Source organism: Amycolatopsis sp. NPDC052450, assembly GCF_044547565.1.
In the GTDB taxonomy this organism is placed as follows: domain Bacteria; phylum Actinomycetota; class Actinomycetes; order Mycobacteriales; family Pseudonocardiaceae; genus Amycolatopsis.
Genome location: NZ_JBIUAQ010000011.1, coordinates 204,479 through 229,971, shown reverse-complemented (window position 1 = coordinate 229,971; position 25,493 = coordinate 204,479). Strand labels below are relative to the sequence as shown.

Annotated in this window: 23 protein-coding genes; 12 read left to right on the top strand and 11 right to left on the bottom strand. The window is 68.5% G+C overall.

Annotation, left to right across the window (positions count from 1 at the left end; all coding sequences use genetic code 11):
• The first annotated feature begins 22 nt into the window (after positions 1 to 22).
• Positions 23 to 1,534, top strand: a complete 1,512-nt coding sequence (gene lysS / locus ACIHAO_RS20755) for a lysine--tRNA ligase (RefSeq protein WP_396560111.1) — start codon at positions 23 to 25, stop codon at positions 1,532 to 1,534.
• A 151-nt stretch (positions 1,535 to 1,685) separates the two neighbouring features.
• Entirely contained in the window at positions 1,686 to 2,039 is a 354-nt protein-coding gene (locus tag ACIHAO_RS20750; RefSeq protein ID WP_005165380.1) for an Lsr2 family protein, read from the top strand.
• Between the two features lie 6 nt (positions 2,040 to 2,045).
• On the opposite strand, the gene ACIHAO_RS20745 is transcribed toward ACIHAO_RS20750, so the two are convergent.
• Positions 2,046 to 2,885, bottom strand: coding sequence for a DUF6597 domain-containing transcriptional factor (locus ACIHAO_RS20745; RefSeq protein ID WP_396560109.1), 840 nt, complete (start codon positions 2,883 to 2,885; stop codon positions 2,046 to 2,048).
• Positions 2,886 to 2,951: 66 nt separating this feature from the next.
• Here ACIHAO_RS20745 and ACIHAO_RS20740 point away from each other — a divergent pair, with 66 nt between their 5' ends.
• The gene (locus ACIHAO_RS20740) at positions 2,952 to 3,533 is read left to right on the top strand and encodes a TIGR03086 family metal-binding protein (protein ID WP_396560107.1); all 582 of its coding nucleotides are present in this window, start codon (positions 2,952 to 2,954) and stop codon (positions 3,531 to 3,533) included.
• On the opposite strand, the gene ACIHAO_RS20735 is transcribed toward ACIHAO_RS20740, so the two are convergent.
• Entirely contained in the window at positions 3,530 to 4,288 is a 759-nt protein-coding gene (locus ACIHAO_RS20735) for a (2Fe-2S)-binding protein (protein WP_396560154.1), read from the bottom strand. The genes ACIHAO_RS20740 and ACIHAO_RS20735 overlap by 4 nt on opposite strands.
• A gap of 406 nt (positions 4,289 to 4,694) precedes the next feature.
• On the opposite strand from ACIHAO_RS20735, the gene ACIHAO_RS20730 reads away from it, so the two are divergent.
• From ACIHAO_RS20730 to ACIHAO_RS20715, 4 genes are all read left to right on the top strand, one after another.
• Entirely contained in the window at positions 4,695 to 7,253 is a 2,559-nt protein-coding gene (locus ACIHAO_RS20730) for an ATP-dependent Clp protease ATP-binding subunit (protein ID WP_125791213.1), read from the top strand.
• A 330-nt stretch (positions 7,254 to 7,583) separates the two neighbouring features.
• Positions 7,584 to 7,949 carry a type II toxin-antitoxin system RelE/ParE family toxin gene (locus tag ACIHAO_RS20725; RefSeq protein ID WP_396560105.1) on the top strand — a complete coding sequence of 122 codons (366 nt, stop codon included), beginning with the start codon at positions 7,584 to 7,586 and terminating at the stop codon, positions 7,947 to 7,949.
• Between the two features lies 1 nt (position 7,950).
• Positions 7,951 to 8,289, top strand: a complete 339-nt coding sequence (locus ACIHAO_RS20720) for a helix-turn-helix domain-containing protein (protein WP_396560103.1) — start codon at positions 7,951 to 7,953, stop codon at positions 8,287 to 8,289.
• Between the two features lie 185 nt (positions 8,290 to 8,474).
• Positions 8,475 to 10,250 carry an Hsp70 family protein gene (locus tag ACIHAO_RS20715; RefSeq protein WP_396560101.1) on the top strand — a complete coding sequence of 592 codons (1,776 nt, stop codon included), beginning with the start codon at positions 8,475 to 8,477 and terminating at the stop codon, positions 10,248 to 10,250.
• On the opposite strand, the gene pcp is transcribed toward ACIHAO_RS20715, so the two are convergent.
• Together pcp and ACIHAO_RS20705 are read right to left on the bottom strand one after the other, a co-directional pair.
• Positions 10,251 to 10,886, bottom strand: coding sequence for a pyroglutamyl-peptidase I (gene pcp, locus ACIHAO_RS20710; protein WP_396560099.1), 636 nt, complete (start codon positions 10,884 to 10,886; stop codon positions 10,251 to 10,253).
• A 26-nt stretch (positions 10,887 to 10,912) separates the two neighbouring features.
• A complete protein-coding gene (locus tag ACIHAO_RS20705; protein WP_396560097.1) occupies positions 10,913 to 12,328 on the bottom strand; it encodes a M1 family metallopeptidase in 1,416 nt (471 codons plus the stop codon).
• Between the two features lie 137 nt (positions 12,329 to 12,465).
• Here ACIHAO_RS20705 and ACIHAO_RS20700 point away from each other — a divergent pair, with 137 nt between their 5' ends.
• Positions 12,466 to 15,654 (top strand): BTAD domain-containing putative transcriptional regulator, encoded by a 3,189-nt coding sequence (locus tag ACIHAO_RS20700; protein WP_396560095.1) that lies wholly within the window; start codon positions 12,466 to 12,468, stop codon positions 15,652 to 15,654.
• Positions 15,655 to 16,015: 361 nt separating this feature from the next.
• Here the strand turns inward: ACIHAO_RS20700 and ACIHAO_RS20695 are convergent, their stop codons facing one another.
• Both ACIHAO_RS20695 and ACIHAO_RS20690 read right to left on the bottom strand, forming a co-directional pair.
• Positions 16,016 to 16,816 carry an ABC transporter permease gene (locus ACIHAO_RS20695; protein ID WP_396560093.1) on the bottom strand — a complete coding sequence of 267 codons (801 nt, stop codon included), beginning with the start codon at positions 16,814 to 16,816 and terminating at the stop codon, positions 16,016 to 16,018.
• Positions 16,813 to 17,790 (bottom strand): ATP-binding cassette domain-containing protein, encoded by a 978-nt coding sequence (locus ACIHAO_RS20690; RefSeq protein WP_396560091.1) that lies wholly within the window; start codon positions 17,788 to 17,790, stop codon positions 16,813 to 16,815. Before ACIHAO_RS20690 ends, ACIHAO_RS20695 begins: the two co-directional genes overlap by 4 nt.
• Positions 17,791 to 17,925: 135 nt before the next feature.
• On the opposite strand from ACIHAO_RS20690, the gene ACIHAO_RS20685 reads away from it, so the two are divergent.
• Together ACIHAO_RS20685 and ACIHAO_RS20680 are read left to right on the top strand one after the other, a co-directional pair.
• On the top strand, positions 17,926 to 18,951 hold the full coding sequence (locus ACIHAO_RS20685; protein ID WP_396560089.1) for an endonuclease/exonuclease/phosphatase family protein: 1,026 nt from the start codon (positions 17,926 to 17,928) through the stop codon (positions 18,949 to 18,951).
• Positions 18,952 to 18,976: 25 nt separating this feature from the next.
• Entirely contained in the window at positions 18,977 to 19,813 is an 837-nt protein-coding gene (locus tag ACIHAO_RS20680; protein WP_396560087.1) for a hypothetical protein, read from the top strand.
• On the opposite strand, the gene ACIHAO_RS20675 is transcribed toward ACIHAO_RS20680, so the two are convergent.
• Positions 19,806 to 20,618 (bottom strand): SIR2 family NAD-dependent protein deacylase, encoded by an 813-nt coding sequence (locus tag ACIHAO_RS20675; RefSeq protein ID WP_396560085.1) that lies wholly within the window; start codon positions 20,616 to 20,618, stop codon positions 19,806 to 19,808. The two genes, ACIHAO_RS20680 and ACIHAO_RS20675, sit on opposite strands and share 8 nt — an antisense overlap.
• Positions 20,611 to 20,919, bottom strand: coding sequence for an antibiotic biosynthesis monooxygenase (locus ACIHAO_RS20670; protein WP_005165349.1), 309 nt, complete (start codon positions 20,917 to 20,919; stop codon positions 20,611 to 20,613). Before ACIHAO_RS20670 ends, ACIHAO_RS20675 begins: the two co-directional genes overlap by 8 nt.
• 61 nt (positions 20,920 to 20,980) lie before the next feature.
• On the opposite strand from ACIHAO_RS20670, the gene ACIHAO_RS20665 reads away from it, so the two are divergent.
• The gene (locus ACIHAO_RS20665; protein WP_396560083.1) at positions 20,981 to 22,171 is read left to right on the top strand and encodes an FAD-dependent monooxygenase; all 1,191 of its coding nucleotides are present in this window, start codon (positions 20,981 to 20,983) and stop codon (positions 22,169 to 22,171) included.
• Between the two features lie 69 nt (positions 22,172 to 22,240).
• On the opposite strand, the gene ACIHAO_RS20660 is transcribed toward ACIHAO_RS20665, so the two are convergent.
• On the bottom strand, positions 22,241 to 23,683 hold the full coding sequence (locus ACIHAO_RS20660) for a M1 family metallopeptidase (protein WP_396560081.1): 1,443 nt from the start codon (positions 23,681 to 23,683) through the stop codon (positions 22,241 to 22,243).
• On the opposite strand from ACIHAO_RS20660, the gene ACIHAO_RS20655 reads away from it, so the two are divergent.
• A complete protein-coding gene (locus ACIHAO_RS20655) occupies positions 23,682 to 24,479 on the top strand; it encodes an alpha/beta fold hydrolase (RefSeq protein WP_396560079.1) in 798 nt (265 codons plus the stop codon). The genes ACIHAO_RS20660 and ACIHAO_RS20655 overlap by 2 nt on opposite strands.
• Here the strand turns inward: ACIHAO_RS20655 and ACIHAO_RS20650 are convergent.
• Positions 24,461 to 24,895 carry a co-chaperone YbbN gene (locus ACIHAO_RS20650; protein ID WP_125791224.1) on the bottom strand — a complete coding sequence of 145 codons (435 nt, stop codon included), beginning with the start codon at positions 24,893 to 24,895 and terminating at the stop codon, positions 24,461 to 24,463. The genes ACIHAO_RS20655 and ACIHAO_RS20650 overlap by 19 nt on opposite strands.
• A gap of 29 nt (positions 24,896 to 24,924) precedes the next feature.
• A complete protein-coding gene (locus ACIHAO_RS20645) occupies positions 24,925 to 25,275 on the bottom strand; it encodes a rhodanese-like domain-containing protein (protein ID WP_125791596.1) in 351 nt (116 codons plus the stop codon).
• Positions 25,276 to 25,493: the final 218 nt, after the last annotated feature.

Genomic DNA, 25,493 nt, shown 5'->3' with positions numbered 1-25,493 from the left:
GCGGGTTCGTACGCTGTGCGCCATGACTGAAATCCCCGCATCCGAGGGCGTGAGCCCCGACGAAGACCTGCCGGAACAGATGCGGGTGCGCCGGGACAAGCGCGACCGGATAATCGCGGAGGGTATCGATCCGTATCCGGTCGAGGTACCCCGGACGCACTCGCTGGCCGAAGTGCGCGAGAAGCATTCCGGTCTTCCCGTCGACACCGCCACCGGTGAGATCGTCGGCGTCACCGGCCGGGTCATGTTCATGCGCAATACCGGCAAACTGTGTTTCGCGAGTCTCCGTGAAGGCGACGGCACCGAGTTGCAGGCGATGATCAGCCTCGCGAAGGTGGGCGCGGACGCGCTCGCGGCGTGGAAGTCCGATGTCGATCTCGGCGATCACGTATTCGTCGAGGGCGAGGTCATCACCTCCAAGCGCGGTGAGCTTTCCGTGATGGCCGACTCATGGCGGATCACGTCGAAAGCATTGCGCCCGTTGCCGGTGATGTACAAAGAGCTGGCCGAGGAAACGCGGATCCGGCAGCGTTATGTCGATCTGATCGTGCGTCCCAAGGCGCGGGACGTGGTCCGTACCCGGGCCGGTGTGCTGCGTTCCCTGCGTGACTCGTTTCACGGCCGGGGATTCCTCGAGGTCGAGACCCCGATGCTGCAAACGCTGCACGGCGGCGCGGCGGCCCGGCCATTCGTCACACATTCGAATGCCTTCGACCTCGACCTCTACTTGAGGATCGCACCGGAGCTGTACCTCAAGCGTTGCGTGGTCGGCGGTATCGAGAAGGTCTTCGAGATCAACCGGAACTTCCGGAACGAGGGCAGCGACTCGTCCCACTCGCCGGAGTTCGCGATGCTCGAGTACTACGAAGCGTATGCGACCTATGACTCCAATGCGGTGATGACGCGCCAGCTCATCCAGGAGGCGGCGCAGAACGTTCTCGGTACTCAGGTGGTCACTCTCGCCGACGGTTCGGAGTACGACCTGTCCGGCGAGTGGACCACGCTCGGAATGTACGAGTCGCTGTCCGGGGCGTTGTCGGAAGAGGTCACTCCCGAGACATCGGCGGACAAGCTGCGTTCCTATGCCGAAGCGCGAGAGCTGGAGCTCGACCCAAAGTTAGGCCACGGCAAACTCGTCGAAGAACTTTGGGAACATCTCGTCGGAGATCATCTCCACGAACCCACTTTTGTCCGTGATTTTCCGGTCGAGACATCCCCGCTGACCAGGCAACATCGCAGCAAGCCGGGGGTGGCCGAGAAGTGGGATCTGTACGTGCGCGGATTCGAACTGGCCACCGGATACTCCGAGCTCGTCGATCCCGTGGTGGAGCGTCAGCGTCTGGTGGAACAGGCTCGGCTGGGTGCGCAGGGTGATAGTGAGGCCATGAACCTGGATGAGGATTTCCTCCGTGCGCTGGAGTACGGAATGCCGCCGAGCGGTGGTGTCGGAATGGGGATCGACCGGTTGCTGATGGCGCTGACCGGCCTTGGTATCAGGGAGACCATCCTCTTCCCGCTCGTCCGACCCGAATAACCCGTCCGCGTGACAGATACCTCGATCGTTCTCGTAAACAAGATTTGCGTTATGTCTCGGTAGCGGGTATTAATGTCGCTAGACAAAGTCTTCTGTCCGGGGCATGCCCCGTACCAGATCATTCGTGTAAGCCCCCAGCAGGAGGAAACAGATGGCACAGAAGGTGCTCGTCTCTCTCGTCGACGACCTCGACGGCACTGAGGCGGAAGAGACCGTCGAGTTCGGTTTGGACGGTGTGAGCTACCAGATCGACCTTTCCGCGGAAAACGCGGAAGAGCTTCGTGACGCGCTGGCCCAGTATGTGGAGCACGCCCGTCGCGCGGGTGGCCGTAAGCGCACCGCCATTCGTCCGGTCGCCGGCGTGAAGGCCGCCGCCCGCCCCGCGACCGTGGACCGCGAGCAGAACCAGGCCATTCGCGCCTGGGCCCGCAAGAACGGCTTCCAGGTTTCCGACCGTGGACGTATCCCGTCCGAGGTCGTGGAGGCCTACCACAAGAAGAACTGAGGTCTTTCAGACTCGCGGGCCGCCGGGAAACTGTTCCCGGCGGCTTTCTTGTTCTTGTACACGGTTCAAGCGGGCGTACTCGGTGGGCGCCCATCCGGTCACGGAGCGGAAATCCCGGATGAAGTGGGCTTGGTCGCTATAGCCCAGCGTGAACGCCAGTTCCGCGTAGTCCGGCCGATCCTCGGCGGCGATCCGTGCCGCCGCCTCGTTCAATCGGTACACCTGAATCGCCCATTTGGGGGCGGCGCCGACATGTTCGGCGAACAGGCGTTGCAGGCTTCGCTGAGACAGGCCCGTTCGGCTTGACAGCTCGCCGACTCTGGTAATGGCCGGATCGGCCGCGATTGTTTCGACCGCTTCGATGGCCGACCTGGCCGCGGCGGTGAGCACGGGATCTCCTCCGAGGAGCAGTTCCTCGCATCGGCGGACCATTTCGAAGTCGTTCGTCGCATTCCGTACCGATTCCGTCACTCCGCCGGCGCTGGGGAAGAGATCGGTGAGCGGAACGGAACCGCCGGAGATCATCGTGACCGGGCCGGTGAGGAATGCCCGGAAAGCCCCCGGCCGGAATCGCACGCCGATACCGTGGCCGGTGCCCGCGACGGTGTGGCGAAAAGGTCGTTTCCCCGGCCCGAACGCACCTTCCGCGTGGCGGAAGAACGTGACGTTCACCGCGAGATTGGGCAGTACCACCTGTTCGTGGGCCGGACGGCCGCTCAGATCCCAGCGCAGCACCCAGTGGTGGTCGACGAACGGGGCCAGCCCGGGTGTGGGTGGATACCGGACGAGACTGAACTTCGCCTGCCGCGCGTTGACGATCCCCGCCGGGATCCGGTGCCCGCTCACCCCCTCAACCTAACCCTGTCGCGTTTCTTCAAGACGGTGCGCCGGTTTCCGTGAACTCATGCCCCCATGTCCGAACACGCTGCCCTGATCGCCCCCGCCGCCGCGGAATTCGCCGGAATCCTGCGCGGGATCGGCGAGTCCGACCTCGCCGCCCGCACCCCGTGCGCCGAATACGACGTCCGCGCCCTGCTGAACCACCTTCTCTACTGGGGACCCTGGCTCGAAGCCGCCGGGCGTAAGGCGCCGCCGCCCGAGGTGTCCTCCGGCGAGGCGGAGGCGGGGCTCGCTGGCGACGGATGGCTCGGTGACGTCGAGAAGCAGACCGCGCGGCTCGTGGACGTCTTCGGGGCGCCCGAGGCGTGGCAGGGACAGACCACCTTCGGCGGCAACCCGATGCCCGCGTCGATGGCCGGCTACATGGTGCTGGACGAGTTCGTCTTCCACGGCTGGGACCTCGCCAAGGCGACCGGCGCGGAGTTCACCGTCCTCCCCGAAGTCGCCGACGCCGTGTACGCCATCGCGCTGGAGATCGGTGATCAGGCGCGGGCGATGAAGGTGTACGGCGACGAAGTGGTCGTCGCGGAAGGCGCGACGACGTTCGAACGCGCGTTGGGCGCGACGGGCCGGAATCCCGCCTGGACCCCTTAACGGATTCGCGGACAGCCGCCGCATTCCGATTCCGCCGGCAGCAGATAGGAGAAACAGCAGCTTTCGCGGTTTCTCGTCCACTCGCGGCGGCCGTCGGCTCCCGTCGCTGACGTCAGCTTCGACGCCGACGTCAGCGGCGGGAACCGCGATTCGAGGACCAGCGCGGCGTCCGCGACCCCGGCTCCTTCGGCCTCCGGGGTCCCGCCCAGCCGTCCCGCCGACCACAGCGCGTTGTCGAGCGCGTCCGTGGCTGCCGCCCACAGTTGCCGCCGCCCGAGCCTCGTCAGCGGCCCGTAGACGTCGATGAACCGGCTCGCGTGCGCGACGAACCTGCCGCGCAGGACGGTCGCCAGCGCCCGCTCGTCCGGGACGACGACGGCCCGCGGATGCGCGGAGCCCGGGTCCGTCGGCAGGCAGTGGAAACCGTCACCGAAGACGGCGACGGAGTCGGGATGCGGCCGGTCGGCGCCGATCCGGAACGCCAGCGCGGACGGCGCCAGCGACGGGACGCGGCGTTCGTGATGCAGCAGCATCGCGCCGGCGAAGGCCGGGACGTGCAGGTACCAGGACAGGATCCAGCTCGCCGGGGTCCGCTCGGGGATCCGGGCCGACTCCGGGTACGTCTCGGCCAGCCAGCCGGTGAGCCGCTCCCGCCAGCGCACGAGACCGGCCGGTTCGCCGAGCAGGTCGCCGCAGCGGACCCAGCCCGGCTCGTCCTCCGGCACGTCTCCGCGGAGCCGGGCGTCCCCGGGCATCCTGGCGAGGGAGGCCCGGAGCCCGTCCGCGGGGGACGCGAGCGCGTAGTGTCGTGACACACCGGCCTCCCGTCATTAGGTACGCCTTACCTTACATACGATCCGTGACTACTCCGGACGGGTGTCCATCCACTGGGCGGACCCGTGTTCGCGCTCAGCGGACAACGCCCTTCCGGCGGAATCCGGACGCGTGTCCGCACGTTGTGCTTGACGTAAAGGTGCAGGGCAACCGGAAGATGAAAGAGCGCACGGCCGGAGAACGGGCCGGGCGCGAACGGGCCGCAATCAGCCGTAGTGGTACGCCAGCGCGACCGCGTGGCTACTAGAGTGGTCTCACGGTGCTGAATCCATCGCGGTGAAAGCACGATGGAAACGGGCCGCCGTCGCAGCAGTCGAGGGAGTGCACATGTTTGAGAGGTTCACCGACCGCGCGAGGCGGGTGGTCGTCCTGGCCCAAGAAGAAGCCAGGATGCTCAACCACAACTACATCGGCACCGAGCACATCCTCCTGGGTCTGATCCACGAGGGTGAAGGTGTCGCCGCCAAGGCGCTGGAATCGCTGGGCATCGCGCTGGAGGGCGTCCGCCAGCAGGTCGAGGAGATCATCGGCCAGGGGCAGCAGGCCCCGAGCGGGCACATCCCCTTCACCCCGCGGGCCAAGAAGGTGCTTGAGCTGTCGCTGCGCGAAGCGCTGCAGCTCGGCCACAACTACATCGGCACCGAGCACATCCTGCTCGGGCTCATCCGCGAGGGCGAAGGCGTCGCCGCACAGGTGCTCGTCAAGCTCGGCGCGGACCTCAACCGGGTGCGTCAGCAGGTCCTGCAGCTGCTGTCGGGCTACCAGGGTGGCAAGGAGTCGACCGAGACCGGCTCCGGACGCGGTGAAGGCACCCCGTCGTCGTCGCTGGTGCTCGACCAGTTCGGCCGCAACCTGACCGTGCAGGCCCGCGAAGGCAAGCTCGACCCGGTCATCGGCCGCGGCAAGGAGATCGAGCGGGTCATGCAGGTGCTGTCGCGGCGCACCAAGAACAACCCGGTCCTGATCGGTGAGCCCGGCGTCGGCAAGACCGCCGTCGTCGAAGGGCTCGCGCAGAACATCGTCAAGGGCGAGGTGCCCGAGACGCTGAAGGACAAGCAGCTCTACACCCTCGACCTCGGCTCCCTGGTCGCCGGTTCCCGGTACCGCGGTGACTTCGAAGAGCGCCTCAAGAAGGTGCTCAAGGAGATCAAGACCCGCGGCGACATCATCCTGTTCATCGACGAGCTGCACACGCTCGTCGGCGCGGGTGCCGCCGAGGGCGCGATCGACGCCGCGTCGATCCTGAAGCCGATGCTGGCCCGTGGTGAGCTGCAGACGATCGGCGCGACCACCCTCGAGGAGTACCGCAAGTACATCGAGAAGGACGCCGCGCTGGAGCGCCGCTTCCAGCCGATCCAGGTCGGCGAGCCGTCGCTCGAGCACACGATCGAGATCCTGAAGGGTCTCCGCGACCGGTACGAGGCGCACCACCGCGTCTCCATCACCGACGGCGCGCTGGTGCAGGCGGCCACCCTCGCGGACCGCTACATCAACGACCGCTTCCTCCCGGACAAGGCGATCGACCTGATCGACGAGGCCGGTGCCCGGATGCGCATCCGCCGCATGACCGCGCCGCCGGACCTGCGCGAGTTCGACGAGAAGATCGCCGACGTGCGCAGGGACAAGGAGTCCGCGATAGACGCGCAGGACTTCGAGCGCGCCGCCCGCCTCCGTGACGAGGAGAAGACCCTCCTCGGCCAGAAGGGTGAGCGGGAGAAGCAGTGGAAGGACGGCGACCTCGACGTCGTCGCCGAGGTCGACGAGGAGCAGATCGCCGAGGTCCTCGCCAACTGGACCGGCATCCCGGTGTTCAAGCTCACCGAGGAGGAGACCACGCGTCTGCTCCGCATGGAGGACGAGCTGCACAAGCGGATCATCGGCCAGGAGGACGCGGTCAAGGCCGTCTCCCAGGCGATCCGCCGCACCCGCGCCGGCCTGAAGGACCCGAAGCGCCCCTCCGGCTCGTTCATCTTCGCCGGCCCGTCCGGTGTCGGTAAGACCGAGCTGTCCAAGGCGCTCGCGGCGTTCCTGTTCGGCGAGGACGACGCGCTCATCCAGATCGACATGGGCGAGTTCCACGACCGCTACACCGCTTCGCGGCTCTTCGGTGCCCCTCCGGGCTACGTCGGCTACGAAGAGGGCGGCCAGCTGACCGAGAAGGTACGGCGCAAGCCGTTCTCGGTGGTGCTGTTCGACGAGATCGAGAAGGCCCACCAGGAGATCTACAACACGCTCCTGCAGGTCCTCGAAGACGGCCGTCTCACCGACGGCCAGGGTCGTACGGTCGACTTCAAGAACACCGTGCTCATCTTCACCTCGAACCTGGGTACCTCGGACATCTCCAAGTCCGTCTCGCTCGGGTTCTCGCAGGGAGGCGACACCGCCAACCGGTACGAGAAGATGAAGCAAAAGGTCAACGAGGAAATGAAGAAGCATTTCCGGCCTGAGTTCCTGAACCGGATCGACGACATCATCGTCTTCCACCAGCTGACCAAGGACCAGATCATCCAGATGGTCGATCTGATGGCCGCCCGGGTCGAGAAGCAGCTCAAGGCCAAGGACATGGAGCTCGAGCTCACGCCCAAGGCCAAGGCGCTGCTCGCCAAGCGCGGCTTCGACCCGGTGCTGGGCGCGCGGCCGCTGCGCCGCACGATCCAGCGCGAGATCGAGGACCAGCTGTCGGAGAAGATCCTGTTCGGCGAGATCCAGGCCGGCCAGATCATCCTGGTCGACGTCGAAGGCTGGAACGACGAAGAGGGCGAGAAGGACGACAAGGCGCACTTCGTCTTCCGCGGCGAAGCCCGGCCCTCGTCGGTCCCGGACGCCCCGCCGGTGAGCATCGGTGCCGGCTCGACCGAAGAGAACGGTGAAGCCGAGGGCGAGTAAAGCCCCATCGGTTCCGGAAGTGCCCGTCGCGGGTTTGCCGCGGCGGGCACTTTCGCGTCTGCAGCCGTGTCGTCCGTCTGATCACGCGTGTCGGCCTCCCAATCACGCGAGTTCGCCATCCAGTCACGTGACTTGCGTGCCCGATCACGCGAGTTCGCCTTTTCCGCACAGGGGCCTGTGTGCGGGAATGGCGAGCTCGCGTGATCAGGAACGGGACTCGTGCGTGGTGAGGCATTGCGTCTGCGGAAAACCCAGTGGTGGAAGCGCACCTTCGTGGGAACTCTGGTCTTCGCACTCTGATCGATATAAGGTCTACATTATGGTCGCCTGATGCAGTGGGAGATCGAACTTCACGACGAAGTGGATCGCTGGTTCGCGGCGTTGTGCCGGGAAGAACCGCGTACGGCCGACCGGGTCGAAGAGGCGATCGACATGCTGGCTCGTGAAGGACCGCGGCTCGGACGGCCACTGGTCGACCGGATCAGTGGCTCGCGCAGGCACAACTTGAAAGAGTTGCGCCCGGCGTCGGCGGGGCACACCGAGATCAGGATCCTGTTCGTCTTCGATCCGGTGCGCAGGGCCGTGCTCCTGGTGGCCGGTGACAAGGCCGGAAACTGGAAACGGTGGTACGACGTCAACATCCCGATCGCGGAGGAGCGATACCGGCGGCATCTGGACGCGATGGAGGAAGGCTGAAATGGGTCGGTCCTGGAAAGAGGTCAAGGCCGAAAAGCTCGCCGCGGATCGTGAGGCGGGCCGCGACGTCGAAGTCGCGCGGGCTGAGGCGCGAGAAGCCACTCAGGCGTACGTTCTCGGCTTTCGACTGTCGGAACTGCGCGAAGACGTGGGGCTGAGTCAGGCCGAGGTCGCCAAGCGGATGGGCGTGAGTCAGCCGCGGATCAGCCAGCTCGAGCAGGGCGATCCGAGCCAGATGGAACTGGACACGCTCCGCAGGTACATCGTCGCCTTGGGCGGCCGGATGCGGGTGGTCGCCGATTTCGACGATCACGACGTCACCATTTCGACCGCCGTCTGACCCGTCTCGGGCTCCAGGTCACGCGAGTTCGCCTTTCCCGCACAGGGGCCTGTGTGCGTGGATGGCGAACTCACGTGATTAGAGGGCGAACTCGCGTGATCAGGGACGTAACTCGCGTGATCAGAGGCGGAACTCGCGTGATCGGGGGGCGTGAGACGATGCCTTCGGGTCCGGGAGGGGGTCAGGTGGACGTTCTGGCGATCGATTTCGGTACCTCCAGCACGGTGGGGGTGCTTTCGATCCACGGCAGGGGGACGCAGGTCGTCGAGATCGACGGGTCGGTGACGATGTCGTCCGCGATCTACGTCGACAAGGACGGCACCGTCTTCGTCGGCCGTGACGCCGAACGCCGGGCGCGGCTGGATCCGAGCCGGTTCGAGGCGAATCCGAAGCGTCGCATCGACGAGGGCGCTCTCCAGCTCGGTGAGGTCACGCTGCCCATCGCCGACGCCTTCGCCGCGGTCCTGCGCCGGGTCGGCGAGGAGGCCGAGCTGCTTCTTCAGCGCCTGCCCGCGCAGGTGCGGATCTCCCATCCCGCGGGCTGGGGCCCGGATCGCAAGCAGATCCTCCGCGACGCCGCGCTCAAGGCCGGTTTTCCCGCGACGGTGCTCATTCCCGAGCCGGTCGCCGCGGCCGCGCATTACGCCTCCCTCAACCACGGACGGCGGCCGCCCGGTCCGATCGCGGTGTACGACCTCGGGGCGGGCACCTTCGACTGCGCGGTCGTCGGTGTCAGCGCGCAGGGGTTCGCCGTGCTCGCCGAGGACGGCCTGCCCGATCTCGGCAGTCTCGACATCGACCAGGCGCTGCTGGTGCACATCGGCCGTGAGGTGTCGCATTCCGAACCCGCGCGGTGGCAACGGATCCTGCGTCCGCAGTCGGTGAGCGACCGCCGGACGCGCCGGTCGTTGCTGCAGGATGTCCGTGACGCCAAGGAAAGCCTGTCCCGGCACCAGCAGACCGAGATCCCGATGCCGGAGCCGTTCGGCGACGTGCGGGTGACGCGGACGGAGCTCGAAGCGCTCGTCCGGCCGAGTTTCCTGCGCAGCGCCGAACTGCTGGCCACCACGATCCGCCGCGCCGGGCTGTCCCCCGACCGGCTCGGCGGCGTCTACCTCGTCGGCGGGCCGAGCCGGATGCCGTTGCTGGCGAGCCTGCTGGCGAACCAGCTCAGGATCGCGCCGACCACGCAGGATCAGCCGGAGACGGCGGTCGCGTTCGGGCTGCACCACGTGCCCGCGGGTGGCGAGGATTCTCAGCTGACCGTGCCCGCCTTCGCGCCGGTCTCGCCGCCGGTGCGGCAACAGCCCGTGCAGCAGCAGCCCGTGCAGCAACAACAGCCGCGCCGCCCGCAGCCGCCGCGCTGGGCGCCGCCCCCGCCCCCGCCGGGCCGGAGCTGGCAGAAGCCCACGACGTACGGCGTCATCGTGCTGGCCCTCGCGGCGATCGTGACGACGATCGTCCTGCTCCGCGGCGGCGAGGAAGCGCCGGTCGCCGGACCGGCCCCGGCGAAACCGGTGAGCTGCGACCAGCCGGGGGCGAAGGACGCGCAGGGCTTCACGGACTGCCTCCGCCGGATCGCCGCGGTCGTCCCGAAGGGGGACGACTGCCGGGAGGCGCCGGACGCGGCCGCCACGGTGGGGGCGTCGTCGGCGGTCACCTGTGTGTTCTCCGGCGACAAGGCGTCGAACGCGATCAACTACTACCAGGGTGTCGCGATGACCGGCCTGGAGGACGGCGTCCGGCAGCGGATGACCAAGGGCAAGCCCGTGGAGGGCACCTGGGCGGCCGACGGGCTCCGTGGGCGCTACTTGGCGGGCGCGGGCAAGCGAAGCGGCATCGTGCTCTTCGGCACCGAGGACGCGCCGTTGAGCGCGATGCTCGTTTCGACCCGCAGCGACGGCACTTCGCGCACGACGGCGGAGATGGTCGAGTTCTTCACCGCGCAGCTCAAGCCCTGATCAGTGCAGGGTGCCCGCCGGGGTCGCGAGATCCTCGGTCACCGAAAGCGCGGTGTCCACGATGATCTCCAGCGCCTCCGCCGCGCGGTGCACGGCCAGGCTCGGCGCGGTCGTCCGCGCGGCCTGCTCCGGCGTGTACGGCACGTGCACGAAACCGCCGCGGACGCCGGGAAAGTCGTTGTCCAGCAAGTGCATCAGCCCGTAGAAGACCTGGTTGCACACGTACGTCCCGGCGGTGTGCGAGACCGACGCGGGCAGTCCCGCGTGCTCGATCCCCGCGACACACGCTTTCACCGGCAGAGTGGTGAAGTACGCGTTGGGCCCGCCGGGGATCACCGGGACGTCGACGGGTTGCGAGCCCGCGTTGTCCGGGATGCGGGCGTCGATCAGGTTGATCGCGACGCGTTCCGGGGTGACGCCGGGGCGGCCGCCCGCCTGTCCGACGCAGATCACCAGTTCCGGGCGGTATTCGTCGATCGCGTCGCGCAAGGTGACCAGCGAACGCGAGAACACGCACGGCAGTTCGACGGCCACGGCGTCTTGCCGACGGCCGGTGAGCAGGGAAACCGCCTGCCACGACGGGTTCACCCGCTCACCGCCGAACGGTTCGAAACCGGTGAGGAGCACTGACGTCATGCCCTCACCCTAACGTGTGACGACGGTCAGGCCGCCGGCTTGAGGTCCCCGGGGTAGAGGAACTCGGGTGCCGGTTTGGTGTTGCCGTAGAACCACGCGTCGAAGAAGCCCTGAAGGTCCTTGTGCGCGACGCGTTCGGCGAACTTCTGGAACTCCGGCAGGCTCGCGTTGCCGTCGCGGTGGATGGCGGGCCACGTCTTCAGGATGCGGTCGAACGGTGCCGCGCCGATGTAGTTCTTCAGCGCGTGCAGCGCCACCGGGCCCTTCGAGTAGACGTACGTGAACTCGTTGCCGGGCCCCATGTCGTACAGCTTCCCTGCCCAGAACCGGTCCGTCGCCTTCTGCACGGCGGTCAGGTAGCGCGCCTTGAGGTCCTGCCCCGACTTCGCCTCGGACCAGAGCCATTCCGCGTACGAGGCGAAGCATTCGTTGAGGCAGACGTCCTTCCACTTGTCGACGGCGACCGAGTCGCCCCACCACTGGTGGGCGTTCTCGTGCACGATCGTCGGGACGTTGCCCGCCGCGCCCGAGTAGATCGGCCTGCTCAGCGTCTCCAGTGAGAAGCCGATCGGCTCGGCGAGGAAGATGCCGCCCGCGGCGTCCACCGGGTAGCGCCCGAACTTCGACGCCAGGAAGTCGATGATCTCCGGCAGCCGCGCCTCGGCCTGCTTCGTCGCCGCGGGGGTGCCGGGGGCGTAGGCGTTGACGACCGGGGTGCCGTCGGACAGCTTCGTCCGCTCGAACTCCCATTTGTCGATCGCGACCGTCGTCATGTACGGCACGGCCGGGGTCTCTTCGGCCCAGACGTACGTGGTGTTCTTCCCCGAAGCGAACTGCCCGCGCTCGCGGCCGTTCGAGATGGCACCCCATTCCGAGGGCACGGTGACCGCGAGGTGGAAGGTCGCCTTGTCCCGCGGGGTGTCGTTGACCGGGTACCAGGTGGTCGCGGACTTCGGCTCGCCCGCGACGAACGCGCCGCCGGATTTCGCGTACTGCCAGCCGTTCTCGCCCAGCGACGGATCCTCGATCGGCTGCGGGACGCCGTGGTAGGCGATCTCGGCGGTGAACCGCTCGTGGTTCCGCAGCGGACGCGCCGGGGTGATCACGAGTTCGTGGTCACCGCTGCGGGTGAAGGCCGCCTTTCGCCCGTTGACCTTGACCGAGTCGACGGTCAGCCCGCGCAGGTCGAGGTTGAACGAACTCAGCGCCTGAGTGGTCCGGCCGGTGATCGTCTGGAGGCCGGTGAGCTGTTTGGTGGCGGGCTCGTAGCCGATTTTCAGGTTGTAGTCGCCGACGTCGTAGCCGCCGTTGCCGTCCTGCGGGTAGTAGCTGTCGCCCGCGCCGTCGGCGCCCGGTTTCCCGGTGCCGGCGACGGCGGTCCCGCCGCCGAGGACACTCGCGGCCAGAACGGCGGCGATGACGGCCGCACTCCGGTACCTCATTCACGCTCCCAGTCGATCGGCTGTGACTCGATCACGAACCTAGCGCCGTGACGTCGGCCGTCCGCCCGGAAAGATCCTTCGTGCCCGGATAATCCCCACTTCCGTCGCCTGGTTGCGGCTTCTGGAAAGCTGGGGTCGTGCGTGTGACGCTGTTGGGCCCGGTCGGAGCGGAGGCCGGTGACGGCACCCCGGTCGACATCGGCGGTGCCCGCCTCCGCATGCTCCTGGCCAGGCTCGCGCTGGACGCCGGCCGCGCGGTTCCGGCGACGGCCCTCATCGACGGTCTCTGGGGCGCGGAACCGCCCGCCGACGCGGCGAACGCGTTGCAGTCGCTGGTCTCGCGGTTGCGCAAGGTCCTGCGTGCCGATGGCGTCGCCCTCGACTCCGGCCCCGGTGGTTACCGGCTGGACGTCGCCCGCGAGGACGTCGACGTGTTCCGTTTCGAACGGCTGGCGGCGGAGGGCCGCGCGGAGCTGGCGGCGGGCCGGGACGCCGGTGCGGCCGCGGTCCTCGCCGAAGCGCTCGGGCTCTGGCGTGGTCAAGCGCTGTCCGACGTGCTCGAAGCCCCTTTCGCGCAGGCACCGGCGACCAGGCTGGAGGATCTGCGGCTCGAAGCCGTCGAAGATCGCTTCGAAGCGGAGATCCGGCTCGGTGGGCACGGGCGGGTGCTGGCGGATCTGAAGGAGGCGGCCGCGCGGAATCCGCTGCGCGAACGGCTCGCCGGGCTGTGGATCCGGGCGTTGTGCGCGGCGGACCGGCAGTCCGACGCCCTCGCCGTCTACGAGGAGGTCCGCGCGGCGCTGGCCGACCAGCTCGGCGTCGACCCGTCGGCCGAACTCCAGGAGATCCATCTCGCCGCGTTGCGCGGTGAGCTCGGCCCGGCGCCCGCGGCCGCCGATCATCTCCCGGTCCGGCTGACCAGTTTCGTCGGCCGTGACGACGAGTTGAAGCTGGTCGCCGAGCTCCTCGCGGGGGCGCGGCTGGTGACGCTCGTCGGGTCCGGTGGTGCCGGGAAGACACGGCTGGCCACCGAGGTCGCGACGCGGCATCCGGCGCACGCGCGCGGACGTGTCTGGTTCGTGCCGCTCGCCGGTGTCCGCGACCCCGGCGACCTGCCCGGCGCGGTCTTCGCCGCGCTGGAGCTGTGGGATCTCGGCCTTTCGCACGGCGGCGATCCGATGCGGCGTCCGGCGGACGCGCTGGCCAGGGTCGTGGAGACACTCGGTGCCGGCGAGTCGGTGCTGGTGCTGGACAACTGCGAGCATCTGGTCGACGCTGCCGCGGAGCTGGCGAACACCCTGCTGCGCCGCGTGCCGACGCTGCGCATCCTCGCGACGAGCCGCGAGGCGCTGGCCATCGACGGCGAGACGCTGTGCCCGCTCGGCCCCCTGTCCGTCCCGGAAGGGACGCCGACCGTCCCGCAGGCGGCCGAGGCGGGTGCGATCCGGCTGTTCGTCGACAGGGCGGTGGCCGTGCGCCCGGACTTCCTCCTCGACGAGTCCACTGTGGACGCCGTCGCGCAGATCTGCCGTCGGCTCGACGGCATGCCGCTGGCACTGGAACTGGCCGCCGCGCGGCTGCGGTCGATGACCGTCGCGCAGATCTCGCAGCGTCTCGACGACCGGTTCCGCCTGCTGACCTCGGGCAGCCGGACGGCGTTGCCGAGGCAGCGCACGCTGCGTGCCGTCGTCGAGTGGAGCTGGGATCTGCTCGACGACGCCGAGCGCGTGCTCGCCAGGCGGCTTTCGGTCTTCGGGGCGGGTGCCGAGGTCGAAGCGGTCGAAGGTGTCTGCGCCGGAGACGGCCTGGCCGCCGAAGACGTCCTGTACGTTCTCGGATCGCTCGTCGAGAAGTCCATTGTGGACGCGGTGACCGGCGATCACGGCGAGCCGCGGTACCGCATGCTGGAGACCATCCGGGCGTACGCGGCGGAGCGGCTTGACGAGGCCGAAGAGCGAGAGCAGCTCACGAAGGCTTATCACCGCTACTACGCCCAGCTCACCGAGCGGCTGGAACCGATGCTGCGGACGGCGGATCAGCTCGTCGCCATCTCCCGCTACGACGCGGAACACGGCAACATCGTGACGGCGCTTCGCCAGTCTATCGACGCCGGCGACGCGGAAATGGCGACGCGCCTGTTCGGCAACACCTTCTGGTACTGGCTGGTCAAGGGCGACAGCGAGCGGGTCGAGTCCTTCGTCGCCGAAGTGCTCGCTTTCGGCGACCGGCTGGAGGAGGACTTCGCCGCCGCGTTCCGGGCGATGGGCGAGATCACCTCGATGGTGCCGGGAGCCGGCGACCGCGAAGCCGTGCGTGAACTCATCGAGGACTGCGTGCGGACGAACGCGCACACCCGGTTCGCCGGGCTGGCCATCTGCCTGCCGATGCTGGCCTTCTTCAGCCAGAACAAGGAACTCGCGCATCGCGAGGTCGAGAGGGCGATGGCGAGCCCGGATCCGTGGGCCAGGTCGGCCGGGTCGTGGGCGTACAGCTTCATCCTCGCCGACGACGGCGACCCCGAGCGCGCGGACAGGGCCAGGGACAGGGCCTACGAAGGGTTCACGGCCGTGGGCGACCGCTGGGGCACCGCGATGGCCGTGGGCATGAAGGCGAGCGATATCTCGATGTCGGGCGATCACGACGCCGCGCTCGCGCTGTACCGGCGAGGCCTCGACCTCGCACTCGAACTGGGGTCGCAGGACGACGTGATCCAGCAGCGCTGGAGGCTCGCGACGGAGTACGCGCGGGCCGGTGACCTCGACACGGCGATGCGCGAGATGCGCGACGCGGAGCGCTACGCGATCGACACGGGCAACGACCAGCTCGCGGTGATGGTGCTGGTGGGGAAGGCCGACCTGCTCTGCCGCGCCGGACGGATCGACGAGGCGCGCGCGGTCGGCGTCCGGTTCCGGGAGCTGATGGCGACGGTGTCGATGCCGGGCATGTTCGGCGACGAGTACGGCGGGTACATCGACACGGAGATCGCGCTGGCCGCCGGAGATCTGGATGGTGCCGAGCGCGGTGCCGCGATCGTCGTCAAGTCCACCGCGGAACGCGGCGACATGCCCGATCTCGGCCGGATCGTCGAGGTTTGCGGCCTGATCCGGTTCCGGCAGGGGCGGCCGGAGGCGGCTGTCCGGCTGCTCGGCGCGGCGAAACTGCTGCGCGGCAGGCTGGACCTCGGGGAGCCCGGCATCCGGCAGCTCGTCGACGACCTTCGCGAGCATTTCGGCGAGGAGCATTACGAAGAGCTCCTCGTCCAGGACGCCGGTCTGTCGCGTCCGGACCTGGTGGCCTGTATAACCGCCGAAACGGGTCGTGAGTGACGTTTCGGGTTCTAGCAGTCCTCACCACTCACGAGACGCGAGGATGAGTGGGCGGCTCGTTCAGTGCTTCCGGCGGTCCGGTGTCGAGCTCTTATGTCCCCACGGACCGTGACCACTCACGCAAGCGTCTGACTGGAAGTCCTTCACGCGCAGCCGCTGTGACCGCTGGTGCACGTGGGGCGAACGCGGCGATCATCGAGTCCGTGAAGGCCTCCTTGAGGGACCCAGAGTCCCTCAAGGAGGCCTTCACGGACTCGAGCCTGAGAGCAACCGCAGCCGGAACCCACATAGGTACCTAAGACACCCTTGGCCCTGACCCGAAACGCCACTCACGACCCGCGCGCGTTCCCCCTGACCCCCGTCAGACGCGCTTCCGGTAAGCCCACGTGGCGAGCGGGAAGAAGACCGCGATCGCGGCCGCCATCCAGATCAGCGCCCCGGTCAGCGGACCGGCGACCGGACCGCCGTTCATCAGCCCGCGCAGCACGTCGGACATCTGCGTCACCGGGCTGATGTCGGCCCACGCCTTCAGCCAGCCGGGCATGGTGCTCGTCCCCACGAACACATTGCTGCCGAAGGTTAGCGGCATCAGCACCACGAACATCAGGCCCTGCACCGCGCCGGGGCTCTTCACCAGCATCCCGACGAACACCGAAGCCCAGCAGAACGCCAGCGCGAACGCGATGACGAGCACGATCGCCAGCGCGAACTCGGCCGGTCCGGTCTGGATCCGGTAGCCCATGATCGTCGCGACGACCATCAGCACGACCAGGCACACCAGGTACCGCACGATGTCGGCCAGTACGGCGCCGATCAGCGGCGCGGACCGCGCGATCGGCATGGCCCGGAACCGGTCGAACACGCCCTTGGTGACGTCGGTGTTCAGCTGGACGCCGACGGTCATGCTGGCCTGCAGGATGTTGAACACCATGATGCCGGGCACGATGTTCTGGAGGTAGCTCTCCGTACTGCCCATGATCGCGCCACCGAACAGGTAGACGAACATGACCAGGAAGATGATCGGCGCGATGGTGACGTCGGCCAGCTGTTCCGGGTTCTTGCGGATCTTCAGGATCCCGCGCCAGGCAAGGGAAAGCCCGTGCCGCACGCTGCTCGACGGGGAAACGTGCCGCGGTGGTGCGGGCATCGCGATGGTCGTCATACCAGGCTCCCTTCCGGAGTGGTGTCCTTTGTGGACCCGTCGGTCTTCTTGCCGGTCAGCGCGAGGAACACCTCGTCGAGGCTGGGCAGCCGCAGCGCCAGCTCGTCCGCGGTGATCCCGGCCTCGTCCAGCTTGCGGACCAAGGTGGACAGCAGGACGGGGTCGGCGACGGGCGCGGTGAGCAGCCCGGTGTCGTCGTCCCGGTTCGGCCGGGTGCCGGTGAGCCCGGCCAGGATGCGCTCGACGGCGTCGAGGTCGGCGAGCGCGCTCGGCCGGACCTGCAGCGTCTGGCCGCCGGTCCGCCGCTTGAGCTCGTCGGCCCGCCCGTTCGCCACGACCTGCCCGTGGTCGAACACGGTGATCGTGTCGGCCAGCTGATCGGCCTCCTCCAGGTACTGCGTGGTGAGCAGCACCGTCGTGCCGTCCGCGACCAGCGTCCGGACCACGGCCCAGACCTCGTTGCGGGCGTGCGGGTCGAGTCCGGTGGTCGGCTCGTCCAGGTACAGCACCTTGGGACGGCCGACCAGGCTCGCGGCGAGGTCGAGCCGCCGCCGCATCCCGCCCGAGTAGGTCTTGATCGCGCGCCCGGCGGCGCCGGTCAGCTCGAACCGCTCCAGCAGCTCGGCCGCGCGCTTCTTCGCGTCCGCCCTCGAGAACTCCAGCAGCCTGCCGATCAGCACGAGGTTCTCCGTACCGGAAAGGTCCTCGTCGACCGACGCGTACTGCCCGGTCAGCCCGATCATGCTCCGGACCGCCATCGGGTTCTTGACGACGTCGTGGCCGAAGACGCTCGCGTGGCCGCGGTCCGGCCGGATCAAGGTGGCCAGGATCCGGACGGCGGTCGTCTTCCCCGCGCCGTTCGGCCCCAGCACCCCGACCACCTTGCCCGCCGGGACCTCCAGATCGACCCCGTCGAGCGCCTTCGTCTCCCCATAGTGTTTGACCAGGCCCTCGGCCCTGATCGCGTGAGTCATCGTTTCCTCCTGTGGATCTCGCCCGTGGACAAAGGTGCACGCCGGGCCTGGCAGAGCGCGCACAAAGCGCTGGCAGGACCTGACAGGACCTGATACGCGCTGGTAGACGCGGCGTGAGGAGGTTGTGGAGGTGTTGTGGAGACCGCCGCCACGATGCCGATGATCGGCATACTCGACGTCATGGTGATCGAAGAACGGGTGGTCCGACCGGCGCGCCGGGGTACCGGGCGGAAGCTGGCCGGCGGGCTGCTCATCGCGGCGATCGTGCCGTTCGCGGTGCTGACGGCACTGCGGCTGGTGGGCTACGACGGCAACACCTACACGATCGCGGCGCTCGCGCTGACGCCGTACGCCGGCATCGCGACGCTGGTGCTCGGGATCCTGGCGCTGGGGTTTCGCCGCTGGTGGACCGCGGTCGTCGCGCTCGTGCTGACCTGCACGATCGCGTCGATGGTGCTGCCTCGCGCGTTCGCGAACGAGCAGAAGGCGCTCGGCGGGAAGCACGTCCGCGTACTGGCGTCGAACCTGCTCGGCGGCCAGGCGGATCCGGCCGTGATCGTCGGCTACGTGAAGGAACACCAGGTCGACGTCCTGAGCCTGACCGAGATGACGCCCGAGTCGATCACCGGCCTCGAACGGGCCGGGCTCTTCGACCTGCTGCCGTACCACGTGCTGCACCCGGCCGAGTGGGCGTACGGCTCCGGGCTCGTGTCGAAGTACCCGCTCACGCCGTTGAAACTGAGCGGCGATTCGGACGACAAGCAGCCCAGCGCGAGCGTGGACCTCGGCGAAGGTGTGCGGATCGAGGTCGTCGCGGTGCACCCGTCGGCGCCGATGTGGGACAGGCACGCGTGGGTCGACGAGGCCAAGGACCTGCCGTACGCCGACGCCGAGCACGACATCCGGATCCTGGCGGGCGACTTCAACGCCAGCTTCGACCACTCGCTCTTCCGCGAGCTGCTGACCAGGGGATACGTGGACGCGGCCGATCAGCTGGGGAAGGCGTTGCAGGGCACCTGGACGAACGGGATGGTGCCGCCGGTGCCGATCGACCACGTGCTGGCGGACAAGCGGACGGCCATCGCGGACTTCAAGGTGCTGGAGACGCCCGGCAGCGATCACGACGCGGTCTACGCCGAGGTCGTACTGCCCGGAAAGTGACCTTCCGCTGGCAGGCTTCCCGCTCATGAGGAAGCTCTGGGGCGTGCTCGCGCTGTCGCTGGTGGCGGCCTGCGTCCCGGGGAACCTGCCGCCGAGCGCCGCGCGAAGCGCGCTGGGCTTCGCCGCCCGGCCGGGTGAGGCGCGGTCCCTCGGCGTCCTGGAGCCCCCCGCCGAGATCGAGCGGCTGTTCCGGCCGGGTCCCGGCAGGCGGCCGGTGGCGCTGGCCCGCGCGGGCGGGAACGTGGTCGGGGTCGGAGTCCGGGAGTTCCCCGGTGAAGAGCGGTCCGAGCCGATCGCGTGGGTGTCCGGGGACGAAGGCCGCAGCGTGCGCGAGATCGTCCTGCCGCGGGACCGGCCGGGGCACTGGGCGCCGACCGCGATCGCGGCCGAGGGCGATCAGGTCCTCGTGGCCGGCTCCCTCGGCGCGGACGTACGGGTGTGGGCCTCCGGCGACGCGGGCGAGACCTGGACGGTGTCGCCGGTTCATGTGCGGGGAAGCGATCTCTGGTTTTCCACGGTGCTCCGCACCGGCGGGAAATGGCTGCTGGCCGGGGGTTCCGCGGCCGGGGCGCTGGTCGTGACGGGTGCGCCCGGCGCCTGGGAGACCGTTTCCCTCGGGGACGGCCGGATCCTCGGCGGGACGGTCGACAAGGCGGGCGAAGCGGTGCTGTTCGGCGACCGCACCGAGTGGGATCAGTCCCAGACCTCGAACCGGTCGTGTGCGGTGGTCTGGGTTTCGGGCGGCGGCTGGCAGCGGGGAGAGCTGGGCTGCCCGGCGGATCGGCTCGTCGCCGCGGCGACCCTCGATGACGGGCGGGTGCTGCTGAAGGGCGACCGCGACCTGTGGATCCGGCCTAGCTGAGCAGCGCGTCCAGTTCCCTGAGCGTTTCGAGGCCGTTGCTCGCGAGCGAGACGCCGCGACCGTGCCGGACCTGCGGCTCGCGCGGGTTGATCCGGATCAGGGCGCCGGTCGCGGCGCTGGCCAGTTCCGCATAGCGCCGCACCGTCGGCACGGCCTGTCCGGCGCCGAGTTCCACCACCACGAGGTCGCGATGCGCGCGACGCCACGCGGTCAGCTCGTCGAGCTGGGCCTGGCTGCGTCGGCCGAGCCAGTCGTAGTCGCCGAACATCAGGATGTTGGGCCGGGCAAGGCCACCGCAGCGCGGGCAGGACGGCAACGGCTCCAGCGCGCGCATCGTGTCTTCGTCGATCGGGACTTCGATGTCTTCGGCGGGCCAGATCTCGCCGGTGCATTTGGCGAGACACTGCAAGTGGTGGATGGACCCGTGCGCTTCGGCGACGTGCGGGAAGCCCGCCTTCTGGAACTGTCCGTCCACATTGGACGTGAAGACGCGGGTGCCGCCGGGTTTGGCCGCTCCCCAGGACCGCAGGAGACCGAAGCCGTCGTGCGGGACGGTGGCGCGGTACAGCGCGAGCCGGTGCCCGTAAAAACCCCAGGCCAGCTCGGGATCCTCGGCGAAATGCCGCGGGTCGGCGAGCTCGACGAAGCTGATGCCCAGCCGCTCGTACGGCGGATACGCCTTCCAGAAACCCTCGTCACCCCGGAAATCGGGCAGGCCGGAGTCGACACCCATCCCGGCACCGGCGCAGACGAGCAGCGCGCCGGCGCCGTCGATCAGTTCCGCGGCTCGTTCGAGCTCACTCACCCGGCTTCGAAGCCTGGACGACCTCGAATTCCAGCAGATTCGCGCCGCTGGAGACCGGCTTCGCGCGCTCACCCGCGTGCGCCTCACGCGCCGGGCCGGACGCCCACGCCTGGTACGCCTCTTCGGACTCCCACTTGGTGTAGACGAAGTAGCGCGACTCGCCGGAGACCGGGCGGAGCAGCTCGAAGCCGAGAAAGCCCGGCTGGTTGTCGACAGCGTGCAGCCGCGCGGCGAACCGCTTCTCCAGCTCGGGGCCTGCGCCTTCGGGTACCTCGATCGCGTTGATCTTCACGACAGCCATGCCGCCAGCCTACGACGAAACTCTTTTGCGCCGCGATGTGATGCGTGGGACCTTCCCAAGAATGGCTGACACCAAGATCCTCATCTCCGGAGCGAGTGTCGCCGGACCGGCGTTGGCCTTCTGGCTCACCCGGTACGGCTTCTCGGTGACCGTCGTGGAGCGCGCGCCGACGCTGCGCCCCGGCGGCCAGGCCGTCGACCTGCGCGGAACGGCCAAAGAAGTCGTCCGCCGGATGGGCCTGGACGAACGCGTCCGCGCGGCGTGCACGGACACGAAGGGCGAGACGCTCGTCGACGGGAAGAACCGCACGAAGGCGACTCTCCGCGCCGACGACTTCGACGGCGACGGCGTCATCGCCGAGATCGAGATCCTGCGCGGCGACCTGACCGAAGTCCTGTACGAGGCGACCAAGGAAAAGACGGAGTACGTCTTCGGCGACCGGATCACCGCGCTGGACGAGCGACCCGACGGCGTCGACGTCACCTTCGCCGTCGGGTCGCGGAGGACGTTCGACCTGGTCATCGGGGCCGACGGGCTGCATTCGGGAGTGCGGGCGCTGGCCTTCGGCGAGGAGTCCCGGTTCGTCCGGCATCTTGGCTCGTACCTGGCGTTCTTCACCGTGCCGAACCGGCTCGGCCTGCGGAACTGGGCGATCGGCTACGACGACGTCGGCCGGTCCGCCGGGATCCGCGGCATCCGCGACGGCGACGAGGCGATGGCCTACTTCGGGTTCGCGTCGGAGAAGGTGGACTACGACTATCGCGACGTCGAGGCGCAGAAGGCGCTGGTGCGCGAGTTCGCCACCGGAATGGCGTGGGAAGCGCCCTGGCTGCTGGAACAGATGGACAAGGCTCCCGACTTCTACTTCGACTCGTGCGCCCAGGTGATCATGGACTCCTGGTCGCACGGCCGGATCGGGTTGCTGGGTGACGCCGCGTTCTGCCCTTCACCGCTCTCCGGGCAGGGCACGAGCCTGGCGTTCGTCGGCGCGTACGTCCTCGCCGGGGAACTCGCCGCGGGCCTCGACACCGGGCTCAAACGCTACGAAGCGGTCATGCGCGAGTTCGTCGAGAAGACGCAGGAGATGGGGCGGGCCAACGCGGAGTCGATCTTCGCGAAGTCGCGGACGGCACTGCGGATGCGCTACCTGGCGATGCGGGTGATGCGGCTCAAGCCGTTCGCCGCGCTGGCTTCGCGGAAGATGCGGGACGTCGTGAACGGCATCGACCTGCCGGACTACCCCGGCGCCTGACCGCCCCCCGCAATTCGTCACCTACTTGCGAGAGTGCCCGGCCGCAAGTAGGTGACGAATTGCGTGGCGTCAGCCTCGCAGGGTGCCCGGCAGCAGTTCGGCGTCCGGCGGGATCGTCGTGCCGTGGAACCAGGAGTCGAAGAAGGGCCGCAGGTCCTGCTCCGAAAGCTTGATCGTGAACGCCTCGAAATCCGCCCAGGACGCGTTGGCGTTCCGGTACGCCGCCGGCCACTCCTTCAGCAGCCGCGCGAACGCTCCTTCGCCGATCTTCCGCCGCAGCGCGTGGATGGCGAGGATCCCCTTGTCGTAGACGCCGTGGAACTCCTGCCCGGCTCCCATATCGACCAGTTTCGACGCCCAGAAGTCCTTGCTGCCGCCCATGATCTCGAGTGAGGCGCGATAACGGTCGTCCAGGTTCTCGTTGTCCCGCGATTCCTGCCACAGCCATTGCGCGTACGAGGCGAGGCATTCGTTGAGGCAGATGTCGGACCACGAATTCAGCGTCACCGAATCGCCGAACCACTGGTGTGCGGTTTCGTGCACCACGGTGATCAGGTCGGCCCATTTCGCGTAGGTGGGCCTGGTCTGGGTCTCCAGCGAGAAGTGGATGTCCTCGTCGAGATAGATGCCGCCCGCCGCGTCCACCGGGTACGGCCCGAACTTCGAGCTCAGGAAGCCGATGATCTCCGGCAGCCGCCTGCCGGCGTCGCGCCGGTCTTCGGCACCCGGCGCGTACGCGTTGACCACCGGTGTCCCGTCCGCGAGCGCCATCCGGTCGACGGTGAACTTGTCGATCGCCACCGTGGTCAGGTAGGCCGCCACGGGTGTGCGTTCCTGCCAGGACGTCGTGCTCCAGCCGTTCGCCGAGGTCTTCTGGATCTCGCGCCCGTTCGAGATGACGGTCCAGCCGTCCGGCACCCGCGCGGTGAGGGTGAACATGGCCTTGTCGCGCGGGGTTTCGTTGACGGGATACCAGAACGACGCCGAATGCGGCTCGCCGACGATGAACGCGCCGCCGTCCTTCGACTTCTGCCAGCCGTTCTCGCTGCCACCGGCCTTGGGGGTCGCCGACGGGTCGCCGCCGTAGAGGATCTTCGTGCGGAAGGTGGTCCCGTTCCGGATCGGCTCGGCGGGGGTCACCACCAGTTCGAATTCGCCCTCGCGGGCGAACTTCGCCGGTTTCCCCTCCACTTCAACGGATTGGACCGTCAAGCCGCGTAAGTCCAAGTTGTACCGATTGAGGTCTTGGGTCGCTTTCGCGATCACCGTGGTGTCGCCGTCGAGACGCCCTTTCGCGGGGTCGTAAGTGATCCCGACCTGGTATTCGGCCGCGTCGTAACCGCCGTTGCCGTCCATCGGGTAGTACGGGTCGCCCGCGCCCGAAGCGCCGGGAGCCGGGTTCATCGGGGGCGGCGGCGGGGGTGTGGCAGGCGGAGGATCGGCGGTACAGCCGATAATCAGGGCGCAGACCAGCCCCAGGATCAGGCCGGCGGCGGGGACACGGCTGCGCATGGAGGGGAGCTTAGTGGTGATCCAGCGCGACGGGTTGATCACTTTCGGCGGCGACGGGCCGCCGATCGTCCTGCTGCACGGGCTCATGGGCAGGGCGACGACGTGGTGGCGGGTCGCGCGAAGGCTCGAACCGTACGGGCGTGTCCACGGCCTCGACGCGCGTGGTCACGGACGCGGGCCGCGCGGCGGGCCATGGCGCACCGAGCGGTTCGCCGACGACGTCGCCGCGGTGCTGCGGACCTTCGACGAGCCCGCGGTCCTGATCGGGCATTCGATGGGCGGCCTGCACGCCTGGGTCACCGCGGCGATCCATCCCGGCCTCGTCCGCGCCGTGGTCTGCGAGGATTTCGCGCCGGATCAGCGCGGCCGGACCGTGGACACCTGGCGCGGGTACTTCGAGTCGTGGCCGGTCCCGTTCCGGTCGCTGGCCCACGTGCGCGAGTTCTTCGGCGACACCGGCGACTACTTCATCGAATGCGTCGAGGAACGGGAGGACGGCTACCACCTGATCGCGTCACTCTCGGACCTGTACGAGATCGCGGCGGAATGGGGACGGCGCGATTTCTGGGAGTTCGTCGAACGCGTGAAATGCCCGCTGCTCGCGATCGAAGGCGAACGGACCGCGATGCCGCACGGCCAGCAGGCCGAACTGGCCGCCCGCGTACCCGGCGGCCTCGGACGGCACATCGTCGTCCAAGGCGCCGGGCACGTGGTGCACGACGAAGCGCCGGAGACCTACCTCGGTGCCGTCGAAGCGTTTCTCTCCGACGTCATCGGTCAGCCCTTCGCCAGCTGAGCGTCGATCCAGGCACGCAACCGCGCTTCGCCCGGGTAGCCGATGTTCCGCGACGACGGCAGTTCGGCGGCGTTGCGGACACCGACCAGCGTCGGGAGGTAGCGGATGTTGTACCGGGTGGACAGGTCGCGGCTCTGGTCGACGTCGACCTCGCCCAGCAGGAACCGGCCGCCGTATTCACCGGCGAGCCGTTCGATCACCGGCTTCATCTGGCGGCACGGCGGGCACCAGGTGGCGCCGAAGTCCATGATGACCAGCTTCTGCCGCGAGATGTTCATGACCTCGGCGTAATTGGCCGAAGTCACCGTCATCACGTTCTCGGCGGTCGGTGCGGCCGAAGCCACGCCGTTGCCGAAGCCGGTGATGAGCGCCAGCACGCCGGCCAGCACACAGACGAATCGTTTGAGCTTGGACAAGACGATCTCCTTGGCTGTGAGGAGTCCACTCAGGACGAAGACGCGGTCGGCAAACCGTTCGAGACCCAGTCTTCGATGCCTTCGCGGTACTTGCGGACGTTCGTGTACCCGAGTTCCAGCAGGCGCCGTCCGACGAATTCACTGTTGCGGCACGGCGTGTTCGCGCAATAGACGACGATCGCGGCGGTCTTGTCCGGGAGCACCGCCGGTGCCAGGCGGTCGGTGAATTCGGCCGCCTGTTCGTACGGGAACCCCGGAATGTTGCGAGCTTCGGGAAGATGCTCCTTTTCGAAATAGGCGACCGGCATCGTGTCGACCACGATCACCGATCCGGTCTCCATTCCGGAGAGCAGTTCCGTACGAGTGATCAACGGCAGCATGGTGCCCCTTTTCAGCAGGCCGTGATTGACGATTCCCATCGTCGGACGGCCGCCGGGACACGCTCTAGTGCCGCATCGGCATGCCGAAGGGTTATCCAGGGGTAGCGCAAAGGTGCCGGGTCGCGGGGATTCGCTCGCGGCCGTGGGTCCGGCCGTGGGGGGGGGGGCGGGGGGGGGGGGCGCGGCGGGGCGCCAGTGGGTTTGGGGTGGCGGGACAG

Bases quoted from the DNA above. Each gene is read 5' to 3' on its own strand.
- lysS (WP_396560111.1), top strand. From the start codon at position 23: ATGACTGAAATCCCCGCATCCGAGGGCGTGAGCCCCGACGAAGACCTG.
- ACIHAO_RS20750 (WP_005165380.1), top strand. From the start codon at position 1,686: ATGGCACAGAAGGTGCTCGTCTCTCTCGTCGACGACCTCGACGGCACT.
- ACIHAO_RS20740 (WP_396560107.1), top strand. From the start codon at position 2,952: ATGTCCGAACACGCTGCCCTGATCGCCCCCGCCGCCGCGGAATTCGCC.
- ACIHAO_RS20735 (WP_396560154.1), bottom strand. From the start codon at position 4,288: ATGCCCGGGGACGCCCGGCTCCGCGGAGACGTGCCGGAGGACGAGCCG.
- ACIHAO_RS20730 (WP_125791213.1), top strand. From the start codon at position 4,695: ATGTTTGAGAGGTTCACCGACCGCGCGAGGCGGGTGGTCGTCCTGGCC.
- ACIHAO_RS20725 (WP_396560105.1), top strand. From the start codon at position 7,584: ATGCAGTGGGAGATCGAACTTCACGACGAAGTGGATCGCTGGTTCGCG.
- ACIHAO_RS20720 (WP_396560103.1), top strand. From the start codon at position 7,951: ATGGGTCGGTCCTGGAAAGAGGTCAAGGCCGAAAAGCTCGCCGCGGAT.
- pcp (WP_396560099.1), bottom strand. From the start codon at position 10,886: ATGACGTCAGTGCTCCTCACCGGTTTCGAACCGTTCGGCGGTGAGCGG.
- ACIHAO_RS20705 (WP_396560097.1), bottom strand. From the start codon at position 12,328: ATGAGGTACCGGAGTGCGGCCGTCATCGCCGCCGTTCTGGCCGCGAGT.
- ACIHAO_RS20695 (WP_396560093.1), bottom strand. From the start codon at position 16,816: ATGACGACCATCGCGATGCCCGCACCACCGCGGCACGTTTCCCCGTCG.
- ACIHAO_RS20690 (WP_396560091.1), bottom strand. From the start codon at position 17,790: ATGACTCACGCGATCAGGGCCGAGGGCCTGGTCAAACACTATGGGGAG.
- ACIHAO_RS20680 (WP_396560087.1), top strand. From the start codon at position 18,977: ATGAGGAAGCTCTGGGGCGTGCTCGCGCTGTCGCTGGTGGCGGCCTGC.
- ACIHAO_RS20670 (WP_005165349.1), bottom strand. From the start codon at position 20,919: ATGGCTGTCGTGAAGATCAACGCGATCGAGGTACCCGAAGGCGCAGGC.
- ACIHAO_RS20665 (WP_396560083.1), top strand. From the start codon at position 20,981: ATGGCTGACACCAAGATCCTCATCTCCGGAGCGAGTGTCGCCGGACCG.
- ACIHAO_RS20655 (WP_396560079.1), top strand. From the start codon at position 23,682: ATGGAGGGGAGCTTAGTGGTGATCCAGCGCGACGGGTTGATCACTTTC.
- ACIHAO_RS20660 (WP_396560081.1), bottom strand. From the start codon at position 23,683: ATGCGCAGCCGTGTCCCCGCCGCCGGCCTGATCCTGGGGCTGGTCTGC.
- ACIHAO_RS20645 (WP_125791596.1), bottom strand. From the start codon at position 25,275: ATGCTGCCGTTGATCACTCGTACGGAACTGCTCTCCGGAATGGAGACC.